Origin of the sequence: Nocardia sp. NPDC047648 (assembly GCF_040642815.1) — a bacterium.
Classification (GTDB): Bacteria; Actinomycetota; Actinomycetes; order Mycobacteriales; family Mycobacteriaceae; genus Nocardia; species Nocardia gamkensis.
Genome location: NZ_JBEYSX010000011.1, coordinates 261,816 through 285,886, shown reverse-complemented (window position 1 = coordinate 285,886; position 24,071 = coordinate 261,816). Strand labels below are relative to the sequence as shown.

The following is a 24,071-nucleotide window of genomic DNA, read 5'->3' as shown; positions in this document are numbered from 1 at the left end:
CAATCAGATCAAAAACCAGAGTCCGAAAACCCAGCAAAACAATCGCCAGCAAAAAGCTGACAAAAATGTCCGACCCTCCACACGGGGGGTGAAAGACCGGAACCAAATAAAACATTTGGCACTGACATTCATCGACACACTATTGAGTTCTCAAAGAACACACGCACACACATCCAACCCGGCCTGAACCGAACCTTCTGTGAGGCAACTTTCCCAGTCTAAGCAAGCAGCCCACCGAAGTCAAGACTATCGGCTGATCCACTGCACTGAGCTACCAGGCGCTCCTCGTACTACCTCGTTTCCCGGTCCTGCTCGGCGTCTCCGCCTCGCTTCGGCTCCGGGTTGGTGTCCGTGTCGCTCTGACTTGGATAAAGTTACGCGGCGGAAAACGCTACGTCAAATCGCCTGGACAAGCTGGCGTTTCCGCAGGTCAAGAGCATGGGATCGCAGTGATGGCCGGCTTGAATCACACGGATGTGATTCAAGCCACCGCGATCTTCATGCACCTGCCCGCAGAACCCCGGCGAGATTCTTCTTCCCGCGCCGCAGGACGAGCCAGTGTCCGTGCAGGTAGTCGGCATCCGCCGGGGTCCACTCGATATCGGCGATCTTCACGTTGTTCACCGAGGCGCCGCCTTCGTTCACCGCGCGGCGCGCGGCGCCGCGGCTTTCGCAGAGGCCGGTGGCGACGAGCAGATCCACGATGGTGCTCGGCTCGCCCGCTTTGATCTGCGCGACCTCACCGTCCACCGCCGCTTCGCGCAGGGCCGCGCCGAGCGTCGCCTCGTCGAGTTCGCGGAGTTCACCGCGACCGAACAACGCTTGGCTGGCCAGCTGCACCGCACGGGTATGGGCCTCCCCGTGTACCAGGGTCGTCATCTCGGCGGCGAGCCTGCGCTGCGCTTCTCTGGCATGCGGTCGCTCTGCGGTGGCCCGCTCGAGTTCGTCGAGTTCCTCGCGGGACAGGAAGGTGAACCAGCGCAGGTACCGCACCACGTCGGCGTCGGCCGTGTTCACGAAGTACTGGTACCAGGCGTAGGGGCTGGTCATCTCGGGATCGAGCCACAGGCTGCCGCCGCCGGTGGACTTGCCGAACTTCTTGCCGTCCGCGGAGGTCACCAGCGGAACGGTCAGGGCGTGCACGGACGCGCCGTCCACCCGGCGGTTGAGTTCGACGCCCGCGATGATGTTGCCCCACTGGTCGGAGCCGCCTACCTGTAGCGTGCAGCCGTAGGCGCGGCGTAACTGCAAGTAGTCGTTGGCTTGCAGGAGCATGTAGCTGAACTCGGTGTAGGAGATGCCCTCGCCATCCAGCCGCCGCTTGATGGTGTCGCGCGCCAGCATGACGTTCACCGAGAAGTGCTTGCCGATGTCGCGCAGGAAGTCGACCGCGGACAGCCGCCCGGTCCACTCCATATTGTCGACGACAACCGCACCGGTCGGCGAGTCGTCCAGGTCGACGAAGCGCTCCAGCTGGGAGCGGATTCGCTCGGCCCAGCCCGCGACAGTGTCGGTGGAGTTCATGCTCCGCTCGCCGACGTCGCGCGGGTCACCGATCAGCCCCGTGGCGCCACCGGCCAGCACGATGGGGCGATGTCCGGCGCGCTGGAAACGCTTCAGGGCGAGCAACGGCACCAGATGTCCCGCGTGCAAGCTGGCTGCGGTGGGATCGAAGCCTGCATACAGGGTCAGCGGCCCGGCGGCCGCCGCCGCGCGCAGGGCATCCAGATCGGTGGACTGCGCGATCAGTCCGCGCCAGGTCAGTTCGTCGATGATGTCGCCGCTCACGTTGTCCTATCTTTCCGCACCGGATCCGGGGCTTCGTGCGCACCTCGGTGTCGCGGCGCGGCGCGGCGCGAGTCGAACGAATTTGCTGTGCACCGACCACCCTGCCGCGCGGCACGACGGCCGGTGGACCGAAGTCCACCGGCCGTGCGCGTGGCGCGAGCGCTCACCGCGCCAGGGCTTCGCGCACCGCGACGATGCTGTCGCGGCGCTGGTAGGCGATCCAGGCGAACACCGCGGCCAGTACCAGCGGGAACGGCGCCAAAGCTGGGGCGCCGAGGAGGAAGGCCTGGGTGGCGGCGGCCAGCACCATGGTGATCGACAGTCCGGACGCGGCCGGGCCGCTGAGCCGCGGCACCAGCAGACCGGCGCCGCCTGCGACCTCGACCAGGCCGGTGAGGTAGCGGAACCAGTCGCCGAAGCCGATCTCGTGGAAGATGCGCACGGCATCGGACTGACCGGCCAGTTTCGGCAGGCCCGAGGCGATGACCAGGAACAGGCCGAGCAGGATCTGCACCGTCCACAGGGTGCGATCGAGAACCTTGCCCGGCTGGGCGGCGGCGGGCGCGGTGCTGGTGGCGACGGCGGTCATGTTTCTGTCCTTCAGGTCGGTCGCGCCGGGGTTGGAGGCGCGTTCACCTGATAGGACGAGGAGCTTTGCGAGAAGTCATCGCCGCGGCGAAACTTCCGCGGAGCGCTCAGGCCGACTTCTCGGTGGGCAGTGGAGCACGCGGACTGCGCCGGTAGACCGACACCGCCCGCGAACCCGGAAGCCAGAAACGCCATGGCAGGTCCGCCGCGCTGCTGACCCCGACCCGCGGACCACTGGCGATCTCGGCGTCCGCGATCGGATCGTGCAACTCGAGCCGAATCGCTGACGCCGGATCGAACAGCGGAGTTCCGTAGTCGCTCAACGTGATTCCCAGCGCGCTGCCGAGGTTGCCCGGGCCGCGGGCCAAGCCGAGGTCGCTTCGAGCTCCGGGGCGCCGTTCGCGCACCTTCTCCAGCCCCTCGACGACCTCGCCGGAGCGGATCAGCGCGGCGCTGGCGACCCCATCCGGGCCGCTCGTCACGTTGATGCAGGTGTGCATGCCGTAGCTGAGGTAGACGTACAGCACACCGGCGGGACCGAACATCACGTCGTTGCGCTTGGTCCGGCCGCGCCCGGAATGCGATGCCGGATCCGGCCATGGCCCGGCCGGGTCTCCCCCGTAGGCCTCGACTTCGACTATCCGGACACCGACCGGGCCCGACCACAAGGTCGCCCCGAGCAGACGCCGGGCGGCAGCGGGTGGTTCGACCGCGAGTTCCTCGACAGGCTGGGCACACACAGCCGCCATTGTCCTCGACCGCGAAACGGGCGAGTGGCAAGGCTGTAGGTCAGGGCCGTTCCTCGCCTCAGCGCAGGCTGCGGCCTGGCCCCGCAGGCGCACCGGGTGGTCCGGCGCCGGCCGCGACGAGCGCGCTCCACAGCCGCTCGGCGACCGAACCGCCCTCGGCGCGGGCGATCGCGCGGGCAGAAGCAACGCCGAGTGCGCGGCACGCGTTCGCGCGCGCAGGCCGGGACACCCGGCTGAGAGCCGAAAACGCAAATCCGCCCGAAGAAGCCGGGCGGACGGCGACCGCGGCACTCAGAAGTACGTACTGTGCTCGCCGGACCGCAGCGTGAGCAGGTCGTCGGCGATGACCGCGGCGTAGCCCACGACGACGATCGCGACCAGTTGGGCCCACGACACCCAGAAGATGCCGATCGGCGTTGTCGCCGCCACCGCGAGCGCCGCGAGCAAACGAGCCCATGGGCGCGGCAGCCGCAGAGTCAGGCGGAAGAAGAACTGGCCGAGGAAGTACAGCGCGACGCCGCCGGAGAGCGCGGCGGCCACGGCGACGGAGGTCGCTTCGTCGCCGTGGGCAACGCTCATCTGAATGCCCGCCGCGGCCACGATGACGCCGATCAGCAGCGGGTACAGGGAGTAGCCGTAGGCCAGCAGGGCGGGCCGGGAACGTTCCCGGTCAGGCACCGCGGCCAGCGCGTGCTCGCCACGTTCGTCGTCGACGCCGAAATACGCCCACCACAGGACGTAGGCCAGGCACAGGCCGAGGCCTACGGTGGCGATCAGCTGCGGGGTGATCTTCTCTCCGGCCAGCCCGGCGCCGACGGCGACGATGGATTCGCCGATCGCGACGATCACGACCAGCCCGTGCCGCTCGCAGAAGTGGCGCGCTCGGATCACGAAGTCACGGGTGTCGACCAGATAGGGGCTGATCACCTGCACCGTGAACGCCACGGTCCAGCAGGCGTACTGCATCCAGCCGTGCACGAACCCGCCTGCCAGTACGAGCGCGGCGGCCAGGGCGTTGAGCGGCGCGATTCTGCGGATCGCGATCGCCGCCGATTCCCCGCCCGCCGAGGCGAACAGCGCGGTGTGAACGGCGGTGACCAGGACGTACCCGAAGCCGAACGCGATGCCGGTGCCGTGGAACGCATCCGGGATCGCCAGGGCGAGAACGAAGAACGCGAACATGCCAACCAGCAACCAGGTCCGCCTGCTGGAACTGTTCGGGGCCACCTCGTTGGTGAGCCAGACGTAGCCGGAATACATCCACCAGACCAGTCCGAACAGCAGCGCGACCTGAACGAGCGCCTGGAAGCCCGGATGATGCGTGTAGACGTGCGAGAGCTGGGTGATGGTGAGGACGAAGACGAGATCGAAGAACAGTTCGAGCGTCGAGGCCCGCAGCTGCCCGCCGTCGGCGGACAGGGCGCTCTGGTTGGTCACGGCTGGAGCCTAGAACGACCGCCGTCACGCCAGCGTGTCGGTGCCCATGGAGAGGCCCTTCAGCTTGTACGGGTTGACCTGGAACCGGAGGTTCTGGATCCGTCCGTCGGCGATGTCGTAGGTGAACACGGCCACCGGATTCCCGTCGATGAGCGCCAGCGCGCCGAGTTCACCGTTGATGTGCGCGGGTTCGAGCACGAATCCGGCGACGATCGGCTTGGCCAGCACGCCGAGTATCCAGCGCGCCACGTGGTCGGGTCCGTACAACGGCCTGCGCGCCGCGGTGACCACGCCGCCGCCGTCCGACCACGAGGTGACATCCGGGGCGAGCAGATCCATCAGCGCGTTGAGGTCGCCGCCCGAACACGCGGCCATGAACCGGGCGGTGACATGGTCGCGCTCGGCCTTGTCGGTGTCGAAACGCGGTCGGCGGGATTGCACGTGCCGCTTGGCGCGATGCGCGATCTGCCGGATCGCGGGCTCCGGCCGGTCCAGGGTCTCGGCGATCTCGGCGTGCGTGTAGCCGAAGACCTCGCGCAGCAGGAAGACCGCGCGTTCGACGGGACCGAGTGTTTCCAGGACCACCAGCATCGCCGTGGAGACGGTGTCGGCCAATTCGGTCTCCTCGGCGACGTTCGGTGAGGTGAGCAACGGCTCGGGAAGCCAGGGCCCGACATAGCTCTCGCGAGTGGCCCTGGCCGAGGTGAGCCGGTTGAGCGACAGGTTGGTGACCGCCCGCACCAGGTAGGACTTGGGCTGACGCACCGTGGAGCGGTCGGTCTCGTTCCACTTCAGCCAGGCGTCTTGAAGAACGTCCTCCGCGTCGGTGACGGTGCCCAGCATCCGGTACGCGGTGGCGAACAACAGACGCCGGTGCTCGAGAAAAGGATCCTGCTCGGATGTCGGGTCGGCCATGGCTAGATTCTCTTGGTTGCCCGGCCACCTTTGGACAGCGTGACCGACACCGTCATCCGCTTGCTCAGCGCGAAGACCGGCACCGGGCTGCCGCTGACGGCCTCCTTGTAGCGGACGGCGGCGCGTCCGGTCAGGTAGCCGCGGCGCGGACGGTCGTCGGCCTCGGTGAACTGGATGACCGCGTCCTTGCGCCCGAGGCTGACCGGCTGGTGGAAATAACCGAAGCGGAACGGCCGCACGCGCTTGCCGCGCAGCTGCCGCGCGATGACGTCCGCGGTGTAGGCGGCGGTCGGCATCCCGCTCTGGCAGGTGCCGTGGATCCGCCCCCACGCCTGGCGGACCGCGGCGGCGTCGCCGATGGCGTGAATCGTAGGGTGCGACACCGACTTCAGGGTCGGGTCGACCACGATCAACCCGTGCGGGTCGGTCTCTATCCCGGCCTGCGCGGCCAATGGGGAGACACGGACACCGGCCGTCCACAGCGTCAGGTCGGTGTGCACGAGTTCCCCACCGGCCAGTTCGACCGCGTCGGGCAGCACCTTCACCACGGCCCGGCCGGTCTGCCGGGTGACACCGAGCCGATCGAGTGCCCGATGCAGGTAGGCGCGGGCCTTCGTGCCCATCATGGCGCCGGGCTCCCCGCTGCTGATCAGGGTGACGCGCGCGCCGGGATGGCTTTCGGCGATCTCGGCCGCCGCCTCGATGCCGGTCAAGCCGCCGCCGCAGACCGCGACCGTGCCGCCGCGCGCCGCGACCTCGGCGAGGCGCAGGCCGAATCGGTGTGCGGTGGCGGGGTTGTCCAGGGTCCACGCATGGTCGGCGGCGCCGGGCACGATGCTCGTGTCGGCGGTGCTGCCCAGCGCGTAGATCAACTCGTCATAGGGAAGGCGAGAGGCGCCGTCGACGGTGACCTCTCGAGCCAGCGGGTCGATGGCCGTGGCCCAGCCCTGGACGAAGGCGACGCCGGTGCCTTCCAGCAGCGCGGGGATTTGGTGGTCGGCCAGCTCTTGGCCCGCGGCCACCTGGTGCATGCGCAGGCGCTCGGTGAATCGCGCCGAGGGGTTGACCAGCGTGATCCGGACGTCCAGCGCACGGGTGCGCCGGGCCAGCCGCACGGCGGCCAGCATGCCGGTGTAGCCGCCGCCGAGGATGACGATCCGATGTGCGGTGTTCATGACAGTGCTCCAATGGTCGGGTCACCGAGGCAGTGTTGGCGGATGGTGACGACCATGGGACAGCTGAGCGGTCCGGAACGTGACACCCGGCGGTGTGTTCCGGGTCACATTCGACGGGCGCGGCAGGCCGAGCGAATCCCGCGCGCACCCTGAGGCCGCGGCACGGGTATCAGGGGCGGGATCGGGGAGGAAATCGGGACGCTTCCGGATGTGTTGTGGCGCCGCGGATTTCTACCGTCGGTCCATGTCTTCGGATTCCCGGCCGCGCAGGCGGTTGCTCCTCGTTCTCGGCTGCCTCGCGGCATTGCCGGTCCTGGTCCTCGGTGGTGTCGCGTGGGTGTACGCCGGGGCGGCCGTATCCACCGTTGGCAAGACGGAATTCCGCAACGAACTGGTCGTACCCGCGCTGGCTCCGTCGCGGGTAGGCGCCGACGGCACGCGCACGTTCGAACTCGACATGCGTGCCGGGCAACGGGAGTTCCTTCCCGGCCGGGCCACGCCGACCTGGGGGTTCAACGGCGACTATCTCGGTCCGACACTGCGGGCGCGGCGCGGGGAGAAGGTGGCGGTGACCGTGCGCAACACCCTGCCGGAGGCCTCCACCGTGCATTGGCACGGCATGCACCTACCGGCCGCGATGGATGGCGGCCCGCACCAGACGGTGGCGCCCGGCGCCGCTTGGACGCCGCAGTGGACCGTCGATCAACCCGCGGCGACGCTGTGGTACCACCCGCATCCGCACGGCGCGACCGAAACCCACGTGCGCCGCGGGTTGGCGGGCATGTTCCTGCTCGACGACGACGTGTCCACCTCGCTGGCGCTCCCCTCCACCTACGGCGTGGACGATCTGCCGGTGATCGTGCAGGACGTGAAGTTCAACGGCGCCGCGCTCGACTCCTCGCACGGAATGTTCCGCGATGTCGGTTTCCTCGGCGACCGGACGATGGTCAACGGCACGCTCGCGCCCTACCGGAACATCGGCGACGAACTGGTCCGGCTGCGCCTGCTCAACGCCTCCACGGCGCGGATCTACACCTTCGAATTCTCCGACGGGCGACCGTTCGCGCTCGTCGCCACCGACGGCGGATTCACCGAACGACCGAGCACCCAGGATCGGCTGCGGCTGTCGCCGGGTGAGCGCGCCGAGATCGTGGTGCGGATGCGACCCGGCGAGCGCACCGTATTGCGCTCCGGCGAACTCGACGCCGGACTCGATTTCTGGACACAGCGTTTCGCCGGGGGTGACGACACCTTCGACATCCTGGAACTGCGCGCGGCCGAGACGCTGCGGCCGTCACCGGAGCTGCCCGCGACCCTGGCTCCTCCCAGCACACCGGACGGCGGCGATTCGGTCCGGGAACGGAATTTCGACCTGAACCTCGCCGGGATCAACGGCACCCCGATGGTCATGGACCGGATCGATTTCGCGGTGACGCGTGGCACCGCGGAGACGTGGGTGGTGCGCAACGGCGACGGCATGCCGCACAACTTCCACATCCACGATGTGCGATTCCGCGTGCTCGCGGTGGACGACGGCCCGCCACCGGCGGCGCTGACCGGCCCGAAGGACACCGTCTTCCTGCCACCGGGCAGCACCGTGCGATTGGCCATGCGCTTCGACGGCCCGGCCGATCCGGACGCGCCCTACATGTACCACTGCCACCTGCTCTGGCACGAAGACCTCGGAATGATGGGCCAGTTCGTGGTCGTGAACCCGGGCCAGGCACCGGGGACCCCGCCGGCGCATCACGGCCACTGACTCCCCGACCGACGCTCTTGCCTGTTCAGCGCGGGCGCGCTAAATTCATCACATAGTGAATTCAACACTCGATGAATTGAGGCGACCGTGTCGCAAGCCATCCCATCCCCCGCCGTCGAGGTACGGAACCTGCGGGTCCGTCGCGGCGGCCGCGAAGTACTGCACGACGTCTCGCTGACCATCCCGCGCGGCTCGATCACCGGGCTGCTCGGCCCGTCGGGATGCGGCAAGACCACGCTGATGCGCAGCATCGTCGGCACGCAGATCATCGAATCGGGCGACGTCAGCGCGCTCGGACGCCCGGCGGGCTCCGCGGCGCTGCGCCACCTGATCGGCTACGTCACCCAGGCGCCGAGCATCTACAACGACATCAGCGTCCGCGAGAACGTCGCGTACTTCGCCGCGCTCTACGGCCGCGACCGCGCCGACGTCGACGACGCGATCACGGCGGTCGGTCTGACCGATCACGCCCACCAGCGCGGCGACGAGCTCTCCGGCGGGCAGAAGACGCGCGCGTCCCTGGCGTGCGCGCTGGTCGCCCAGCCCGATCTGCTGGTTCTGGACGAACCGACCGTCGGCCTCGATCCCGTGCTGCGCGTCGAGCTGTGGAAGCAGTTCCACGAACTGGCCTCGAACGGGACGACGCTACTGGTGTCCAGCCACGTCATGGACGAGGCCGAGCACTGCGACCGGCTGTTGCTGATGCGCGAGGGGCAGTTGCTCGCCCAGCTCAGCCCCGACGAACTGCGCGCGCAGACCGGCGAGCAGAACCTGGAGACCGCTTTCCTCACCCTGATCACGATGGGACAGAACGCATGACCGCCACCATGGAAGCCGCGCCCCGGCGGACGCCGACGCTGCGCCCCTACGCCGCTACCACCGGCCGCATCCTGCGTCAGCTGCGCAACGACCACCGCACCGTCGCCATGATCCTGGTGGTCCCCGCGCTGCTGATGGCGCTGCTGTATTTCATCTACAAGGACACCCCGACCAACCCGCTGAATCCCGTCTCGCTGTTCGACCGGGTCGGCATCAGCATGCTCGGCATCCTGCCGTTCATCGTGATGTTCCTGATCACCGCGATCGCCATGCAGCGCGAACGCACCTCGGGCACGCTGGAGCGGCTGCTGTCGACGCCGCTGTCGAAACTCGACCTGCTCGCCGGTTACGGCACCGCGTTCTCGCTGGCCGCGGCCGCGCAGGCCGTCGTCGCCTGCCTGGTCTCCTTCGGGCTGCTCGGGCTCGACGCGGCGGGCAGTCCGAGCTGGGTGGTGCTGATCGCGGTGGTCGACGCGGTGTGCGGGGTGGCGCTGGGTCTGCTGGCAAGCGCGTTCGCGCGCACCGAATTCCAGGCCGTACAGTTCATGCCGGTCGTGGTCGCGCCGCAGATCTTCCTGTGCGGTCTGCTCGTTCCCCGCGGCCAGCTGCCCGATTGGCTGGAGGTGATCAGCAACGTGATGCCGTTGAGCTACGCGGTCGACGCGCTGCAGCAGGTTTCGACGCATCCGGAGGTCACCGGCCAGATGTGGCGTGATCTGGCTATTGTCGCCGGGTTCGCGATCGTCGCGCTGTGCCTGGGCGCTGCCACGCTACGACGGCGGACCACGTGACGGCAGGCAACGGCTCCGGCGGCGGCGAGCGGCCTCCCCGCACGGGCCGCCGACCGGGGCAATCGGGCGCCCGCGAGGCCATCCTCGCGGCCGCCCGCGCGCGTTTCGCCGACGCGGGCTTCGACAAGACCTCGGTGCGCGCGGTCGCCACCGACGCTGGGGTGGATCCGGCCCTCGTGCATCACTACTTCGGCACCAAGCAGCAACTTTTCGCCGCGGTGGTGGAATTCCCGGTGAATCCCGAGACGACACTGCGCATCATCGATGCCGCGCCGCTGGATCGCTTGGGCGAGACCATCATTCGCGCGGTGGTCGGGGTGTGGGACTCCCCCGCGGGGCCCGGCATCGTCGCCGTGGTGCGCAGCATCCTGTCCGGCAGCGACGACCCGTCCCTGGCCAGGAGATTCCTGTTGGAGGTGGTGTTGGAGCGCGTCCGCCTGCGCATCGCCACCCCGGAGGACGACGGCCGGGTCCGGATCGGCCTGGTCGCGTCGCAGATGCTCGGTGTGCTGGTGGGCCGCAAGATCGTCGGGGTGGAACCGCTGGCCTCGATGCCCGTGGACGACCTGGTCACCGCGGTGGGCCCGACGTTGCAGCGCTATCTCACCGGAGATATCGGCCGGGGACCTGCGTCCCGATGACCGCGGCGATCACCGGGGCACGCCGGAGCCGTCACTCCACGACTTCGACGACGTCACCGGGCCAGAGGTATTCGTAGAACGCCTTGGCTCCCTCGTGGGTCATCCGGACGCAGCCGTGCGACTTCTTCTCGATCGGGCCGACGTGGAAGGCGATGTCGCCGTTGAAGAAGGTCGCGTACGGCATCGGAGCGTTGTGCATGGTGCTCCAGTGGAATTCCTTCTTGAACGACACGTGGAAGACTCCGGGCGGCGTCTCGTACCCCGGCATCCCGTGCGAGATCGGCGTGGGGCCGTAGACCACCTTGCCCTCGTCCATCAGCCAGGCTTCGTCGGTGGACAGCCGCATGCACGCGCGGGCCGCTGTGGAGCACGGCGCGACGGGCGGCGGTGGCGGAATCAGCGCGGGCATACCGGGAATGTCCGGGCCACCCGGCCAGAGCGGCTCGGCCTGGGCGGGCACCGCCGTGGCGAATGCCGCCGCCGCGACTCCGCAGGCGATCGCGCATCGAGCCGTCCAGTTACGTAAACGCGAAGCGCTCATTACGTTCCCGACCTCTCTCCCATACGCCACCTGTGCCGCTCATCAGGTCGGCCGCAGCGCCCCTTCGCTGGAGCGCGTGGACCGTCGCGAAGTGCAAATGATCATGGCGGACCCGGCTCCAAACGGTCAATGGCCGCAAAACGACCGTGACGCATCCGTTGCCCGGCGGCGGGCGAGTCGTGAGAAGAGAGGTCGGCGGGTCAGGCGTCGGGCTGGGCGGTGAACGCCTCGTGCTCGGCGTCGGTGACGTCCCTTGCCTCGTCGACGAGCAGGACCGGGATGCCGTTCTCGATCGGGTAGGCCCGGCGCAGGCGCGGGTTGTAGAGCAGCGCGCTGCCGTCGGCGGCGCGGACCAGCCGCAGCGGGCCCTTGTCCTGCGGGCAGGCCAGCAGGCTCAGCAGTGTGGCGTCCAAAGTGGTGTGCTCAGGCATACGAGGAACCTACCTGCCTGCCGTGCCGGACCGGGAACCGTCCGCGTCGAGTGCGGGAGCGCGGCGGAACGAGATGTGGCGATGCCCGAAGAAGCTGGCGCCCGCCACCAGCGCCATCACGGCGACCGCCGACGGAATGCTCGGCAGGTGCAGCAGCGACACCCCCAGCTGGAGCAGAACCATGTTCAGCACCAGCCCGCCGGAGTTCACCGCGACGAACGCGGCGAAATCCCGCATCAGCCGCCCGCGCACCCGGAACACCAAGGTGCGGTGCAGGACGAAGGCGACGACCACGCTGATGCTGTAGGCCAGGGCGGGCGCGAGCGCGGCGGGCGCCCGGTTGCCGAGCACCGCCAGCCACATCACCGTCAGCGCCATGCCCAGACCCGTGTTCACCACGCCGACGACGGCGAAAGCGATCTCCTGGCGACGCACCAACCGCAGCAGCGGGCCGGGGTCGGCGGGGAGTTGCACGGCACGGGGAAGCGGGGCATCCGCCTCGGCGGACGGTGACGTGCTCGTCGCGGCATCGTCGAAGCGTCGCACCTCCGATGCCGCCCCGGCTCCGTCCCCCGCGCCCGCGCTCATCGGGTGGCGTCGGCCAAGTCGGTTTCCGGTGTCACAGCGGCATCGGGTGCGGACGGCTCGCCGCTCTCGCCGATCGGCCGGTCGAGCCGCCGCCTGCTACGCAGGTACACCCACTCCAGCAGACCGAGGCCGAGCAGCCCGAGCAGTGCCGCGGCGACGCCGATCCACCAGCCCGGCGGCTGCCAGGACAACTCCAGCTCACCGGAGGCGCCGGGCGGGAGATCGACGGCCACGAAGGTTTTCCCTACCAGCGTGGTGGGGATCTCCCGGCCGTCGAGCGTCGCCCGGTAACCGGGCCACCCGAGCCGGGCGAACACGATTCGCCCGCCGTCCGGGGAACTCACCCGCACCCGGCTGGTCGTATCCGATTCGCCGATCGATGTGGCCGTCACGCCTTGGGCGGCCGCCACCCGGCCGTCGCGGGTCGAGATCAGGCCGTCGGTGCGCTCCAGGACCGAGATGTACTTCTCGTGCCCCGGATAGTCGACCCATTTCCAGCCGGAGGGTGCGGGCTGGTCCCGCGCGTCCGGGTACAAGGCGCGGTGCAGCACCACCCGGTCGACCTTCATCAGGTCGACAATGGTCCGGCCGGTGGTCGGCTCTGTCGCGAACGCGCGGCGGTAGGCATCGGGGCAGACGCTGGTGTCCCAGCGCATGCACAACGTCTCGCCGAACCAGTAGTGCCCGTTGGGGGTGTATCCGCTGACGTAGGTGAGCTCGAGATCCTTCGCGTAGTTGCCGAAGACCAGTGATCCGTACGCCCCGGAGAGGTTCCGTTCCGACGGCGGGATGAGCATGCGGTCCGCGAGTTGCAGCGTGGTGCCGGGGAAATCCGGGAACGCGGCCTTCATCTCCGACCGCTTCTCCGGCAGATTCCACCCCATCGGAGTCGGTTGCGCGTCCCACACCTGCAGATACGCGATCGGGAACACCGAGACGACGATCAGCGCGCACGCGGCGGCCGCGCCACGGCTGCGGCCGAGCCATACCGCGACGGCGCCGAGCGCCGCCACACCGAGCGCCGCGATGACATGCCTGATCACCTCGTGGGGTGCGGCCGAGAAGGAGCGCACCCACAGCAGACCGATCAGCACCGCGGCCGCGATTGCGCGCCGCCGCCAGTCCTGAACGGTCGCGAAGCGGCCGAGCAGCACGCATACGAGCACCAGCAGGCCGAGCGCGACCATCGGCAGCACACGGACGGGCCAGCGCAACGGGCCGATGGCGCCGGGACCGGCCGTCCACATCAGCGCCATCACCGCGAACAGGGCGGGCGCGACGAATTCCCGCGCCGAGCCGAGCGCCCTGCGCCAATCGACGAAGGCCAGCGCCGGAACGAGGAACCACGCGATGTAGACCACCGGCATCGGCTGCACGTAGCCCCACCACGAATTGAACGCGGGCAACGTGCTGGGCAGGCTGGCGTTCAGCGATTCCGACCACGGCACCGTGAGGAACTGGTCGTTGTTGATCTGCGCGGTGCCACGCCAGGTCACCTTCGCCGACAGCATGCTCGGCAGGTAGGTCGCCGATCCGGCCACCGCGGCACACGCCGCGACCGTGAGCAGGCGCAGCGACGGGCGCCACGCCTTCTGATGGACGAGTTCGCCGATCGCGACGGCGCCCACCATCAGACCGGCCTCCACCGCCGGGAAAACGTATTGCACCGAAATGGCCAGATACAAGAAGACGAAGGTGGGAATCGGCCCGCTGCGCCCGCGGGCGTAGCGCACCCCGGAGGCCCACGCGTGCGCCATCCAAGCCGTGCCGGTGAACGCCGTCATCCAGCTGGCCTCGTCGAAGAACAGCAGCCACCCGCTGAACGGTATGGCGACGCCCGCGACCGCCGCCCACGGCGCCTTCGCTCCGTAGGCCAGGCAGATCCGGTAGACGCCGAGCGCGAGGATGATCGCGAAGATCAGTTTCACCACGGTGGCGTACACCGCGAGGTTGTCCACCGAAGGCGCGATCAGGTCGATCAGCAGCTGAGGCGGATTCAGCAGCCCGGCTTCTTCGATGGTGTAGTTGCCCGCCATCCAGTGCTCGGGCACGAGTGCCGGGAACCGTCCTTCGCGGAGGTATCGCCCCAGCATCACCCACAGCGGCGCGTACTGCGATTCGGTGTCGTCGGTATAGAAGTGCCGGACGTTGGCCAATAGAACCGCACCGTATCCCGCGATCACCCCGAGCGCCGTGATGACGCCCCAGGTGCGGACTTCTCGCGAAGAAATGGTGCTACGTTCGGCCACGAGTCCCAGACCCTACCCGCACCTGTCCGCCCACCGGGCAAGCCAGTGCCGGGATGCCGTCCGCGACCGCGCTATCCGGCCCCGCTCGCGGACCCGGCTTCGGGCCCGCGGCGGAACGAGATGTAGCGATGGCCGAAGAAACTGCCGACCGCGACCAAGCCCATCACCACGACCGCCGACGGAATCCGCGGCAGGTGCAGCACCGAGACGGCCAGCGACAACAGCACGGTATTCATCAGCAAGCCACCGGAATTCACCACGACGAAGCCCGCGAAGTCGCGCAACAGCCTGCCGCGGACCCGGAATACGAGGGTCCGGTGCAGGACGAAGGCGACGACGATGCCCACGGCGTAGGCCAGCACCACCGCGACGGCGGGCGGCCACGCGTCACCCAGCACCGCCAGCCAGGCGACGGTCAGCCCGATGCCGAGCAGGGTGTTGCACGCGCCGACCATGGCGAACGCGACCTCTTGGCGCCGGACCAGCCGCAGCAGAAGCCCCGCCGCAGGCCCGTCGCCCGTCGCGTCGGAATCCGCGGCGACCGGCCGCGCATTCGTCTTCACGAAACGACGTCCGCCAGCTCACGATCCGGCTCGGCGCCCTCGGCGTCGCCGGGTTCCTCCGGTTCGCCGCGGCGGCGCGACCGGACCTGGAACCATTGCAGGACGCCGATGCCGAGCACGCCCGCCACCGCGGCGGCGATGCCGATCTTCCACCCGGGCGGGCGCCAGGTCAGCACGAGTTCGGCGTCCTGGGTGCCCGCGGGAACGTCGACCGCGATGAACGATTTGGCGACCGTGGTGATCGGCAGCGACTTCCCGTTCAGCGTGACCCGATAGCCCGGCCAGCCCAGCCGGGCGAACACGATCCGGCCGCCTTGGGCCGAGGACACGCGCACGCGGCTGGTGGTGTCGGTCTCGGAGATCGATGTCGCGCGCACCTTCGCCGCATCGGTCACGCGGCCGTTGGTCGTCGAGATGGGGCCGCCCACGCGTTCCAGCACCGCGATGAAACGTTCGTGCCCGGGGTAGTCGACCCACTTCCAGCCCTCGGGCGCCGCCTGGTTCGGCGCGTCCGGGAACAGCGCTCGTTGCAGCACCACGCGGTCCAGGTTCATCAGGTCGACCAGCGGCCGCCCGGTGGTGGGCTCCGGTGCGAACATCCGCCGGTAGGCGTCCGGGCAGACGCTGCCGTCCCAGCGCATGCACAGCAGCTCACCGAAGTAGAAATGGCCGCTGGGGGTGTAGCCGTTGACGTAGTCCAGTTCGAGTCCGCGGGCGTAGTTGCCGAAGACGAGCGACCCGTAGGCGCCCTCGATGCTCTTGTCCTGCGGCTGCAACAGCCCGCGATCGCCCAGCTGGATGGTGTTGCCCGCGAAATCCGGGAACGCCTCTTTCGCCACCGAGCGCTGCACGGGCAGGTTCCACGACATCGGCGTGGGTTGCGCGGCTTCGACCTGGAAATAGGCGATCGGGAACATCGCGACGATGGTCAGCGCGCACGCCGCCGCGGTCCCCTTCGCGCGCCCGAGCCACACTGCCCCGGCCACCAGCGCGGCCAGCGCGAAGGCCGCGATCACGTGCCAGATCGCGTCGTGCGGGTCGGCGGAGAACGAACGCACCCACAGCAGACCGATCAGCACGCCCGCCGCGACGGCGCGGTTCTTCGGATCGCGCACCGTCCCGTAGCGGCCGAGCAGCACGCACACCAGCACGAGCAGGCCGATGGCCAGCATCGGGAGTACGCGCGCCGGCCAGCGCAGCGGTCCGATCGAACCGGGGCCTGCGGTCCACATCAGCATCATGATCGCGAAGATCGCGACGGCGCTCAGTTCCCGCCACGCCTCCCTGGCGCGGCGCCAGTCGACGAACGCCAGCGCGGGGATCAGGAACCAGGCGATGTAGGTGACCGGCAGCGGCTGCACGTATCCCCACCACGAGCTGAACGCGGGCAGCGAGCTGGGCAGGCTGGCGTTCAGCGACTCCGACCACGGCACCGTGAGGAACTGGTCGTTGTTGATCTGCGCGGTGCCGCGCCAGGTCACCTTCGCCGACAGCATGCTCGGCAGGAAGGTCAGCAGGCCCGCGAGCCCGGCACAGCCCGCCGCGACGGTCAGCCGGAGCACCGGCTGCCACTTGCGCTGGTAGACGAGTTCACCCACGGCCACCGCCAGCAGCATCAGCACCGCTTCGACCGCCGGGAAGATGTACTGCGTCGAGATGGTCAGATACAGGTAGACGAAAACCGGGATGGGGCCGCCCTGTCCTCGCGTGTACCGCACCGAGGCCGCCCAGGCGTGCACCATCCACGCGGTGCCGGTGAGCGCGGTCATCCAGCTGGCTTCGTCGAAGAACAGGAAGAAGCCCGAAAGCGGCAGCGCGATACCCGCCACCGCCGACCACGCGGGCCGCCCGCCGTAGACCAGGCAGATCCGGTAGACGCCGAGCGCGGCGATGATCGAGAAGATCAGCTTCACGACGGTGGCGTACAGCGCGACGTTGTCCACCGAGGGCGCGATCAGATCGATCAGCAGCTGCGGCGGGTTGAACAGGCCCGCGTCGTCCATGGTGTTGTTGCCCGACATCCACTGCTCGGGCACCATGACCGGGAACTCACCGGCGCGCAGCGCACGGCCGAGGCCCACCCACAGCGAGGTGTACTGGGATTCGGTGTCGTCGGTGAAGAAATGGCGGGCGTTGGCGAGCAGGACAGCGAGGTAACCCGCGACCACTCCGAGCGCGGTGATGACCCCCCACCGGTAGACCTCTCGCCGCGAATAGACATCCGGCCGCGAGCCGGGCACTGCACTGTCCGTCACGAGTTCCAAACCCTACAGGGCGGCTCTCCGCTTGGCATGAGTCGTGGACGCCACCAAGATGAGGGCATGATCAGCTGCTCCGGTAGCCGGATATCGCACCGTGCTAAAGTCCACACCGGTTCGGGCTCCGCAGTTCTGCGACGAGTACCGGCACGCACCGTCATCGAAAGTCGATCCAGCTGATGCCGATTCCCTCCGCCCGTGCACTCCGTTCCGGCGCCTCCGCGACGAACGGCGCCCCGGCACGGCCCGGCGTGGACCGGCCGCACCGGGTGTCGGTGGTCGTGCCGGTGTATCGGGGCGAGGACACGATCGCCGGTCTGGTCGCCGAGCTGCACGATCTCACCCGCCCCGCCGAGACCCCGGGCGGCACCACGTTCGCCGTCACCGAGATCATTCTGGTGCACGACCACGGCCCCGACCGCTCCGATGTGGTCCTGCAGGAACTGCAACGGACCTACCCCACGGTGCGCGCCGTCTGGCTCAGCCGCAATTTCGGTCAGGACGCCGCGACCATCGCCGGAATGTCCGTCGCGGCCGGTGACTGGATCGTCACCATGGACGAGGACGGCCAGCACGATCCCGGCTTCATCAGCACGTTCCTGGACACGGCCCTGGCGCAGCGAGCCGACCTGGTCTACTCCAAGCCGACCAACACCAGGCCGCACGGATTCCTGCGCAATCTGACCTCGCGCGGAGCCAAGCTGGTGCTCGCGACGCTGTTCGCCTTCCCGGACTCCACCCGGTTCGAAAGCTACCGGCTGATCCGCGGGGACATCGGCAGGCAGCTGGCCGAGGTCGCCTCCAACGGCGTCTACCTGGACGTCGCGCTGACCTGGGTGGTCGGCGCCGTCGCGCAGGCGCCGGTGACGTTGCGCGCCGAGGGCAGGGAGGAGTCCGGCTACAACTACCGCCGCCTGTTCTCCTTGTTCTGGAAGATGGTGCTGTGCAGCGGGACCCGCGGGCTGCGGCTGGTCAGCATGCTCGGCGTCACGCTGGCGCTGGCCGGTGGCGTGATGGCCGCGATCGTCGTGTTCGAAGCGCTGACCACCGACGGCTGGGCGCCCGAAGGCTGGGCATCCACCATCGTGGTATTGCTGCTGTGCTCCGGCGCCGTGCTGTTCTCCCTCGGGCTCATCGCCGAGTACTTGGGCGTCGCGTTGCACATCTTGGTGGGCAAACCGCTCTATCTCACCGTCGAGACGCCGACACCGCGTCCGGCCGACACTTCGGAACCGACCGCGACCGCAGCCAGCAGGGGGACCGACCGGGTTGAGCACTGACCGCGTCATCTTCAGCCGCCCGTACCGGGCGCGCCGGGAATTAGCGAACCTGGAGGCCGTGCTCGCCTCCGATCACAGCCATGGCGACGGACAGTTCACCGCGTCGGCCACCGCGAAGCTGAGGGCGATCACGGGCGCGCCGCACGCCCTGCTCACCACCTCCTGCACGTCCGCGCTGGAAATGGCGGGCCTGCTGCTGGAGCTGGGCCCCGACGACGAAGTGATCGTGCCCAGCTTCGCGTTCACCTCCACCGCCACCTCGATGGCGCTGCGTGGCGCGACCTGCGTTTTCGGCGACATCGATCCGGCCACCGGGAACCTGGACCCGCAGTCGGTGGCGGCCCTGATCACCGAGCGGACGAAGGCCGTGGTGGTGATCCACTACGGTGGCGTCGCCGCCGATATGGCCGGCCTGCTCGACCTGGCCGGCGCGCACGGCTTCGCCGTCGTGGAAGACAACGCGCACGGGCTCGGCGGCAGCTGGCGGGGCAGGAAACTGGGCACCATCGGCACCATGGGCACGCTCAGTTTCCACGACACCAAGAACGTGCACTGCGGCGAGGGCGGAGCGCTGCTGCTCACCGACGAGATCCTGATGGCGCGCGCCGAGATCATCCGGGAGAAGGGCACCGACCGGGCCAGGTTCCTGCGCGGGGCCGTGGACAAGTACTCCTGGCAGGACATCGGCTCCAGCTATTTGCCGAGCGAGTTGAACGCGGCCGTGCTCGACGCGCAATTGGACGAGTTCGACACCATTCAGGCCGGACGGCACCGGGTATGGGACGCCTACGCCGCCGCCCTGCCGGATTGGGCCCGCCGCAACGACGTGCGCCTGATGTCCGTGCCCGACGATCGCGAGCACACCGCCCACCTGTACTACTTGCGGACCCCGACCGAGCGCCGCCGCGACGACCTCATCGCGCATCTCGCCGCACACGGCATCTCCGCGCCGTTCCACTACATCCCGCTCGACTCCAGCCCGGCCGGCTTCAAGCTCGGACGCACGCCGCGCGCGTGTGTGCGCAGCGCCGAGTTCTCCGGAACGGTCGTGCGCCTGCCGCTGTGGCCGGATCTGACCGACGCGCAGGTAGCCCGTGTCGTGGACGCGGTCACCGCCTTCACCGTGTGAGCGCGCCGGCCCGGCGCGCGACATCCGGGCTCACGCGGTGAGGACGTAGAGCTTCTCCCTGCCGCCCGCGATCAGTGACTGCCGGGCGACCCGCGGCCGGTACGGCGTGAAGAACTCGTCCAGCGTCCGTTCGGTGAAGCGATGCGCCTGCTCGCCGTCGCCCGCGTCGGTGAACCGCCTGCCGATCGTGGCGAGGAACGGATTGGCGCTGCTGGCCAGGTTGCGCACCGGCTCGGCGACGATCACCCGCTCGGTGGCCGCCGCGAGCATCCGATCGAGCAGGGGACCCGGCTCGGGCAGGAAATGATAGAGGCTGGCCTGCATGACGACAAAATCCGCCGCGGGCAGCGGGTCACCGGAACGCAGGTTCCATACCCGCCCGCGCCCGCCCGCTTCGTTCACGCGTGCGACGAAGCGTTCGTTCAGATCGAGGCCGGTGTAGTCGACCGACTTGTGGCGCAGGTAGCGGGTGTAGAGCGTCGCGGGTCCGCAGCACAGATCGACCACGCTCGCACCGTCCGGGACGAGTTCCGCGATAGCGCGATACCGAGCCGCGTAGTGCCTGCCGTACAACCCGCGCATCAGGACCTCGTAGACGGTCCCGTTGCGGTAGATGAGGCTCGTTCTCACAGGCACAAACTATGCCATCGGTCGGCGAATCCGGTGTTTCGGCAACAGGAATCGCGTCAGCCGCCGAACAGGATGCTCGCTCGGTCCTCGGTGAGGATCTCGTAGGCGTCCGAGGCGCGGTTGTACCACCAGGTATCCGGTCCCGGCTCCGGCCGCTCGGCCGCCTGCACCGCACGGGCGGAGGGACGGAACGACGGGCTGCGCGGGATGTCGTCCACCACATAGACCAGATCGGGCCGCTGGTCCGGTTCCAACACCCGCAACGCCTCGGTGACGTCCTTCGGTTCCAGGCGGAAGCCCTCGCGCACGCTCACTGCGGCCACCGCGAGGCAGTGGTCGCCGACATTGAGCCCGTAGGCGACTTCCATGTCGACGGGGGTGATGTCGTTGAGCACGTCGACGATCGGCTGACCGAAGACCGGTCCGCGCCGAGTGTGGATCACCGTGTCCGTGCGGTCGACCAGCCAGTAGTCGCCGTCGCCGTCGCGGCGGAACAGATTCTCCGTCGGCATCCAGGAGTCGCCCGCCGTGAAGACCCCGCGCAGGCCGCCCGCGGAGATGTCGACGCCGTCGGACGCCCTGCCGATCAGCAGGCCCACCTCGTTGTCCGCGCAACGCCTGGCGAAGCCGGATCCGTCCACCAGGATGCGTTCGGTGAGCGGGTCGTAGGCGACCAGCTCCACCTTCGCGGTGCCGGGAACCGGCCTGCCCTTGCACCCGCGCTTCACTCCGGCCACATTGGCCAGCACCACGTCGCCCTCGATCGAGGCGTAGAACTCCAGCACGCGGGCCGGGTCGAACTGCTCGACGGTGCGCCGCCACAGCCCGGCGGGCATGCCGGAGCCGATGAACAACCGGATCGGATGGCGATGGCCGACCGGGAACACCTCGGCATCGAGGATGTCGCGCAGCATGGTCCAGGTGTAGGTGACCACGGTGACGCCGTAGCGGTGCACCTCCTCGGCGAAGCGCTGCGGGTCCAGCGACCGGGCCAGCGCGATCCGGCTTCCGCCCGCGACCGCCCCGCCGAGGCTGACCAGCAGTCCGGACGAATGATGCAGCGGCGCGAGGCAGTACACCGTGTCCTTGCGATCGAGGTCGGCCGTGGTCGCGGTGCCGAACGCCGACAGCGCCCAGCGGTGGTTGCTGATGTACTTCGTCTCCAACCGCTCGCCGGTGCCGGTGACGAGCACGAACGCCAGCTCCCGCGCCAGGCCGGGATCGGGCCGGTACCACGCGGGCACCCGCACCCGCGCCGGATCGATCTGCTCGAGGTCGATCAGCCGGTCGCTCGTGGGCAGCGCCAGCTCCCTGGTGTCGCCACCGCCGAGCACCAGCACCCTGGCGCCGGTCTCGGCGGCCCGCCGCAGGTTCTCCGGGTCGGCGATGAGGGTCTCCACGCCGGTCAGCTCGATCGCGCGGCTCAGTTCGCCGTTCGGGGCCAGCAGGACCGCCACCGCGCCGAGACGCGACAGGGCCGCGACGGAGGCCAGCGCGCTGGGCCGGGTCTCCATCACCACGCCGACCCGCATGGCGGGGCGCACGCCGACCGAGATGAGGCCGCGCACGACGTTGTCGATGCGTTGGTTGACCGCCTCGTTGGTGTGCACACGGTCGTCGAACAGGAACAGGTCCCGCTGCGGCGCGCGCCGCGCCTGCTCGGTGAGCAACCGGCCGAGCGATACCCGCGTGTGCGGCTGGATCATGCCGAGGCGGGTCAGCCGGGGCAGTGCCCGCGCCGCTTCACCTGCCAGTTCGATGGAACCCCGCACCGTGTTGTTAGCGATGCCCTCGAGGGCCTTGCCCACGCCGGTGCCCGCCTCCGCCAGCGACGCGGCGGTGTGCACCACCCGGGTCGCCGCCGACCGGGGGCGATTGCTCGCCACGTGCTCGGCCATCGGCACGATCTCGGGGGGCAGCGACTTGTCGCCGTTCATCCATCCGACCCATTGGCGCACCAGCGGCCAGGTGTGATTGGTGGCCGTGCTCCCGGCCACCAGGCCGAAGTGTCCCGCGACCAGCGTCGCCTCGTAGACCTCCGCGTTCGGCGCGGCCCGCACGATGCCGCGCACCGCGGCGGGCTGTCCGATGTCGTCGACTTCGCCGACGAACGCCAGGATCGGGCATTTCAGCTCGGCCAGCGAGATCGGATGATCGCGGATGACGAAACCGCCGAGCATCAGCCGGTTGTGCGCGACGAACTGCTTGAGCAGATCCGCCGCGGCCGGGCCCGCGTAACCGACCCAGCCGTCGCTGTTGAGGAAGCGGCGCTGGCGCTCCTTGGGCAGCAGCGCTTCACGGTCGTGCAATTGCCGGAGGAAATCGATTCTGGACTTGGCCGTCTTCACCGGGTCGAGCAGCTGGAAGCCGATCCGCACCATGGAATCGGTGATCGGCAGCCGGGTGACCACATGATCGGCCAGGAAGTCGGCGAGGTCGGAGACCATGCCGTAGGGCAGCCCGAACGGCATGCCCGCGACGATGTCGACCGGGCTGCCGAAGGTCACGATGCTGTCCACGCCCTTGCCGTACCGGTAGGCGGCGGTCTGGTAGGCGAACATGCCGCCCTGCGAGTAACCCATCAGGTGCACGCCGGAGCCGGTGGCCTCGTTGACGGTGTCGATGGCGCTGTTGACGGCCAGCACGTGATCGGCGAGGTCGCGCTGCCAGCCGCCCTCCTCGCTCGCGGGCGAGCCGAAGTCCACCACCCAGCAGTCGACTCCGCCGCGGTGCAGGATCCCGACCGCGCCGTCCTCGGCGTTCACATCCCAGATGTCGGCGTTGACCATCAGCGGTGGCACCAGCAGCGCCACCGGCCGCCCCGGGGTCGTGTCGTCGGGGAAGTAATGGCGCAGCCGGTACATGCGTCTGCGTTCCACGACCTCGAACGGCGAGGAAGCGACGTCATGGGTCAGCCCGCCGAAGCGGATGACCTCCAGGCCGTTCTGCGCGGTCGCCATCAACCGCTGCACCGAGCCCACCACAACATTCGCGTTCAACTTCACCATCGCTCCTGGCCTACCCTAGAACGTGACCCGCATCACACACCGCGAGGTGTTCAGACGAGCTTCCCATACCACCTGTCCATTATGTGTCCGCTGTGACACGTCGCATGCCAGGTTGCCACGGTCGGCTCCCCCTCGGCATTCCCCTCTCGACCCCGAGCACACCCCCGCGGACGCTCGAGCCGCCGGGAACCGAGCCGCCCGGCGCAACCCGTGCGCGCGCCGCCTCGGCCGACCCCGGCGTACCGAATAGGGGTCGGCGTCCGTTCGGGACGTGATCGCCTACCCGGCTCGACCGAGGAGCGACACTACACGCCCGGCTTCGGCCGAACGTCTCATCGCCTTCCGGCGGCCGGACGTGACGTCCTCGGCGACCACCCGGCGCGGCCCGATGGATCGCCCCGGCTCTCGGGCCGATCGGCACGAGCGTGGGACGAGCGCTCTGCGGGGAGGCCAGGAGGCCCACCGCAACGCAGCTAATTCCTCGCTACCAGAACGCAATTGCAGGGTCGCTCGGCAACGCCACCCGCCGTTACCGGAATCGACCGCGTGTCGTGACCATCCGTAGGCCACCGGGACGATCTTCGAAATTTTCCTGTGCACAGCCGCTTTCGGCGTCTACCATCGAACACGTCTGGAACGCCGTGGCGCGTAGGCAATTTCGTTCGATGAGCTCTCCGCGGGCATGCCCGCTGCTGTTTGATGTGAACACCCAGCGACTCTGAACTATCGACG

21 protein-coding genes are annotated in these 24,071 nt (G+C 69.0%); 7 read left to right on the top strand and 14 right to left on the bottom strand.

From position 1 onward, the window contains the following. Positions 1 to 187: hypothetical protein (locus ABZ803_RS23720; protein ID WP_357041965.1), on the top strand; the 187-nt coding region annotated here is incomplete at its 5' end. 311 nt (positions 188 to 498) lie between these two features. On the opposite strand, the gene tyrS is transcribed toward ABZ803_RS23720, so the two are convergent. The 6 genes from tyrS to ABZ803_RS23690 all read right to left on the bottom strand — a co-directional run bounded on the left by tyrS (position 499) and on the right by ABZ803_RS23690 (position 6,652). Beyond that, positions 499 to 1,788, bottom strand: a complete 1,290-nt coding sequence (gene tyrS / locus ABZ803_RS23715; RefSeq protein WP_357041962.1) for a tyrosine--tRNA ligase — start codon at positions 1,786 to 1,788, stop codon at positions 499 to 501. A gap of 163 nt (positions 1,789 to 1,951) precedes the next feature. Then, positions 1,952 to 2,377, bottom strand: coding sequence for a DoxX family protein (locus ABZ803_RS23710; RefSeq protein WP_357041959.1), 426 nt, complete (start codon positions 2,375 to 2,377; stop codon positions 1,952 to 1,954). Between the two features lie 106 nt (positions 2,378 to 2,483). Then, positions 2,484 to 3,125: a DNA-3-methyladenine glycosylase gene (locus tag ABZ803_RS23705; RefSeq protein WP_357041956.1), complete on the bottom strand. Its 642-nt coding sequence runs from the start codon at positions 3,123 to 3,125 to the stop codon at positions 2,484 to 2,486. A 291-nt stretch (positions 3,126 to 3,416) separates the two neighbouring features. Continuing rightward, positions 3,417 to 4,562 carry a low temperature requirement protein A gene (locus tag ABZ803_RS23700; protein ID WP_357041953.1) on the bottom strand — a complete coding sequence of 382 codons (1,146 nt, stop codon included), beginning with the start codon at positions 4,560 to 4,562 and terminating at the stop codon, positions 3,417 to 3,419. 24 nt (positions 4,563 to 4,586) lie between these two features. Continuing rightward, positions 4,587 to 5,477 (bottom strand): RNA polymerase sigma-70 factor, encoded by an 891-nt coding sequence (locus ABZ803_RS23695; protein ID WP_357041950.1) that lies wholly within the window; start codon positions 5,475 to 5,477, stop codon positions 4,587 to 4,589. Between the two features lie 2 nt (positions 5,478 to 5,479). Then, positions 5,480 to 6,652, bottom strand: a complete 1,173-nt coding sequence (locus tag ABZ803_RS23690; RefSeq protein WP_357041947.1) for an FAD-dependent oxidoreductase — start codon at positions 6,650 to 6,652, stop codon at positions 5,480 to 5,482. 244 nt (positions 6,653 to 6,896) lie between these two features. Between ABZ803_RS23690 and ABZ803_RS23685 the strand changes: the two genes are divergently transcribed. The 4 genes from ABZ803_RS23685 to ABZ803_RS23670 all read left to right on the top strand — a co-directional run bounded on the left by ABZ803_RS23685 (position 6,897) and on the right by ABZ803_RS23670 (position 10,662). Beyond that, positions 6,897 to 8,411 (top strand): multicopper oxidase domain-containing protein, encoded by a 1,515-nt coding sequence (locus ABZ803_RS23685; RefSeq protein ID WP_357041944.1) that lies wholly within the window; start codon positions 6,897 to 6,899, stop codon positions 8,409 to 8,411. An 87-nt stretch (positions 8,412 to 8,498) separates the two neighbouring features. Next, positions 8,499 to 9,230, top strand: coding sequence for an ABC transporter ATP-binding protein (locus ABZ803_RS23680; RefSeq protein ID WP_357041941.1), 732 nt, complete (start codon positions 8,499 to 8,501; stop codon positions 9,228 to 9,230). Next, complete coding sequence (locus ABZ803_RS23675; protein WP_357041938.1) at positions 9,227 to 10,021, top strand: ABC transporter permease; 795 nt, start codon at positions 9,227 to 9,229, stop codon at positions 10,019 to 10,021. The genes ABZ803_RS23680 and ABZ803_RS23675 overlap by 4 nt, the downstream gene beginning before the upstream one ends. Next, a complete protein-coding gene (locus ABZ803_RS23670) occupies positions 10,018 to 10,662 on the top strand; it encodes a TetR family transcriptional regulator (protein ID WP_357041935.1) in 645 nt (214 codons plus the stop codon). Before ABZ803_RS23675 ends, ABZ803_RS23670 begins: the two co-directional genes overlap by 4 nt. A gap of 31 nt (positions 10,663 to 10,693) precedes the next feature. On the opposite strand, the gene ABZ803_RS23665 is transcribed toward ABZ803_RS23670, so the two are convergent. The 6 genes from ABZ803_RS23665 to ABZ803_RS23640 form a co-directional block, all read right to left on the bottom strand. Beyond that, positions 10,694 to 11,203 (bottom strand): L,D-transpeptidase, encoded by a 510-nt coding sequence (locus tag ABZ803_RS23665; RefSeq protein WP_062970708.1) that lies wholly within the window; start codon positions 11,201 to 11,203, stop codon positions 10,694 to 10,696. 200 nt (positions 11,204 to 11,403) lie between these two features. Further along, positions 11,404 to 11,634, bottom strand: coding sequence for a Trm112 family protein (locus ABZ803_RS23660; protein ID WP_357041931.1), 231 nt, complete (start codon positions 11,632 to 11,634; stop codon positions 11,404 to 11,406). A 9-nt stretch (positions 11,635 to 11,643) separates the two neighbouring features. Next, a complete protein-coding gene (locus ABZ803_RS23655) occupies positions 11,644 to 12,180 on the bottom strand; it encodes a GtrA family protein (RefSeq protein WP_357041928.1) in 537 nt (178 codons plus the stop codon). A gap of 38 nt (positions 12,181 to 12,218) precedes the next feature. Continuing rightward, positions 12,219 to 14,471, bottom strand: coding sequence for a hypothetical protein (locus tag ABZ803_RS23650; protein WP_357041925.1), 2,253 nt, complete (start codon positions 14,469 to 14,471; stop codon positions 12,219 to 12,221). Positions 14,472 to 14,542: 71 nt separating this feature from the next. After that, positions 14,543 to 15,034, bottom strand: a complete 492-nt coding sequence (locus ABZ803_RS23645) for a GtrA family protein (RefSeq protein ID WP_357041922.1) — start codon at positions 15,032 to 15,034, stop codon at positions 14,543 to 14,545. Beyond that, positions 15,031 to 17,202, bottom strand: coding sequence for a hypothetical protein (locus ABZ803_RS23640; RefSeq protein ID WP_357042039.1), 2,172 nt, complete (start codon positions 17,200 to 17,202; stop codon positions 15,031 to 15,033). The genes ABZ803_RS23645 and ABZ803_RS23640 overlap by 4 nt, the downstream gene beginning before the upstream one ends. Positions 17,203 to 17,471: 269 nt before the next feature. On the opposite strand from ABZ803_RS23640, the gene ABZ803_RS23635 reads away from it, so the two are divergent. Both ABZ803_RS23635 and rffA read left to right on the top strand, forming a co-directional pair. Then, the gene (locus ABZ803_RS23635) at positions 17,472 to 18,572 is read left to right on the top strand and encodes a glycosyltransferase (protein WP_083863363.1); all 1,101 of its coding nucleotides are present in this window, start codon (positions 17,472 to 17,474) and stop codon (positions 18,570 to 18,572) included. Beyond that, on the top strand, positions 18,562 to 19,701 hold the full coding sequence (rffA, locus tag ABZ803_RS23630) for a dTDP-4-amino-4,6-dideoxygalactose transaminase (protein ID WP_357041919.1): 1,140 nt from the start codon (positions 18,562 to 18,564) through the stop codon (positions 19,699 to 19,701). The genes ABZ803_RS23635 and rffA overlap by 11 nt, the downstream gene beginning before the upstream one ends. 30 nt (positions 19,702 to 19,731) lie before the next feature. Here the strand turns inward: rffA and ABZ803_RS23625 are convergent, their stop codons facing one another. Together ABZ803_RS23625 and ABZ803_RS23620 are read right to left on the bottom strand one after the other, a co-directional pair. Further along, entirely contained in the window at positions 19,732 to 20,331 is a 600-nt protein-coding gene (locus ABZ803_RS23625; protein ID WP_357041917.1) for a methionine biosynthesis protein MetW, read from the bottom strand. 56 nt (positions 20,332 to 20,387) lie between these two features. Then, positions 20,388 to 23,339 carry an acyl-CoA synthetase gene (locus ABZ803_RS23620; RefSeq protein ID WP_357041914.1) on the bottom strand — a complete coding sequence of 984 codons (2,952 nt, stop codon included), beginning with the start codon at positions 23,337 to 23,339 and terminating at the stop codon, positions 20,388 to 20,390. Positions 23,340 to 24,071: the final 732 nt, after the last annotated feature.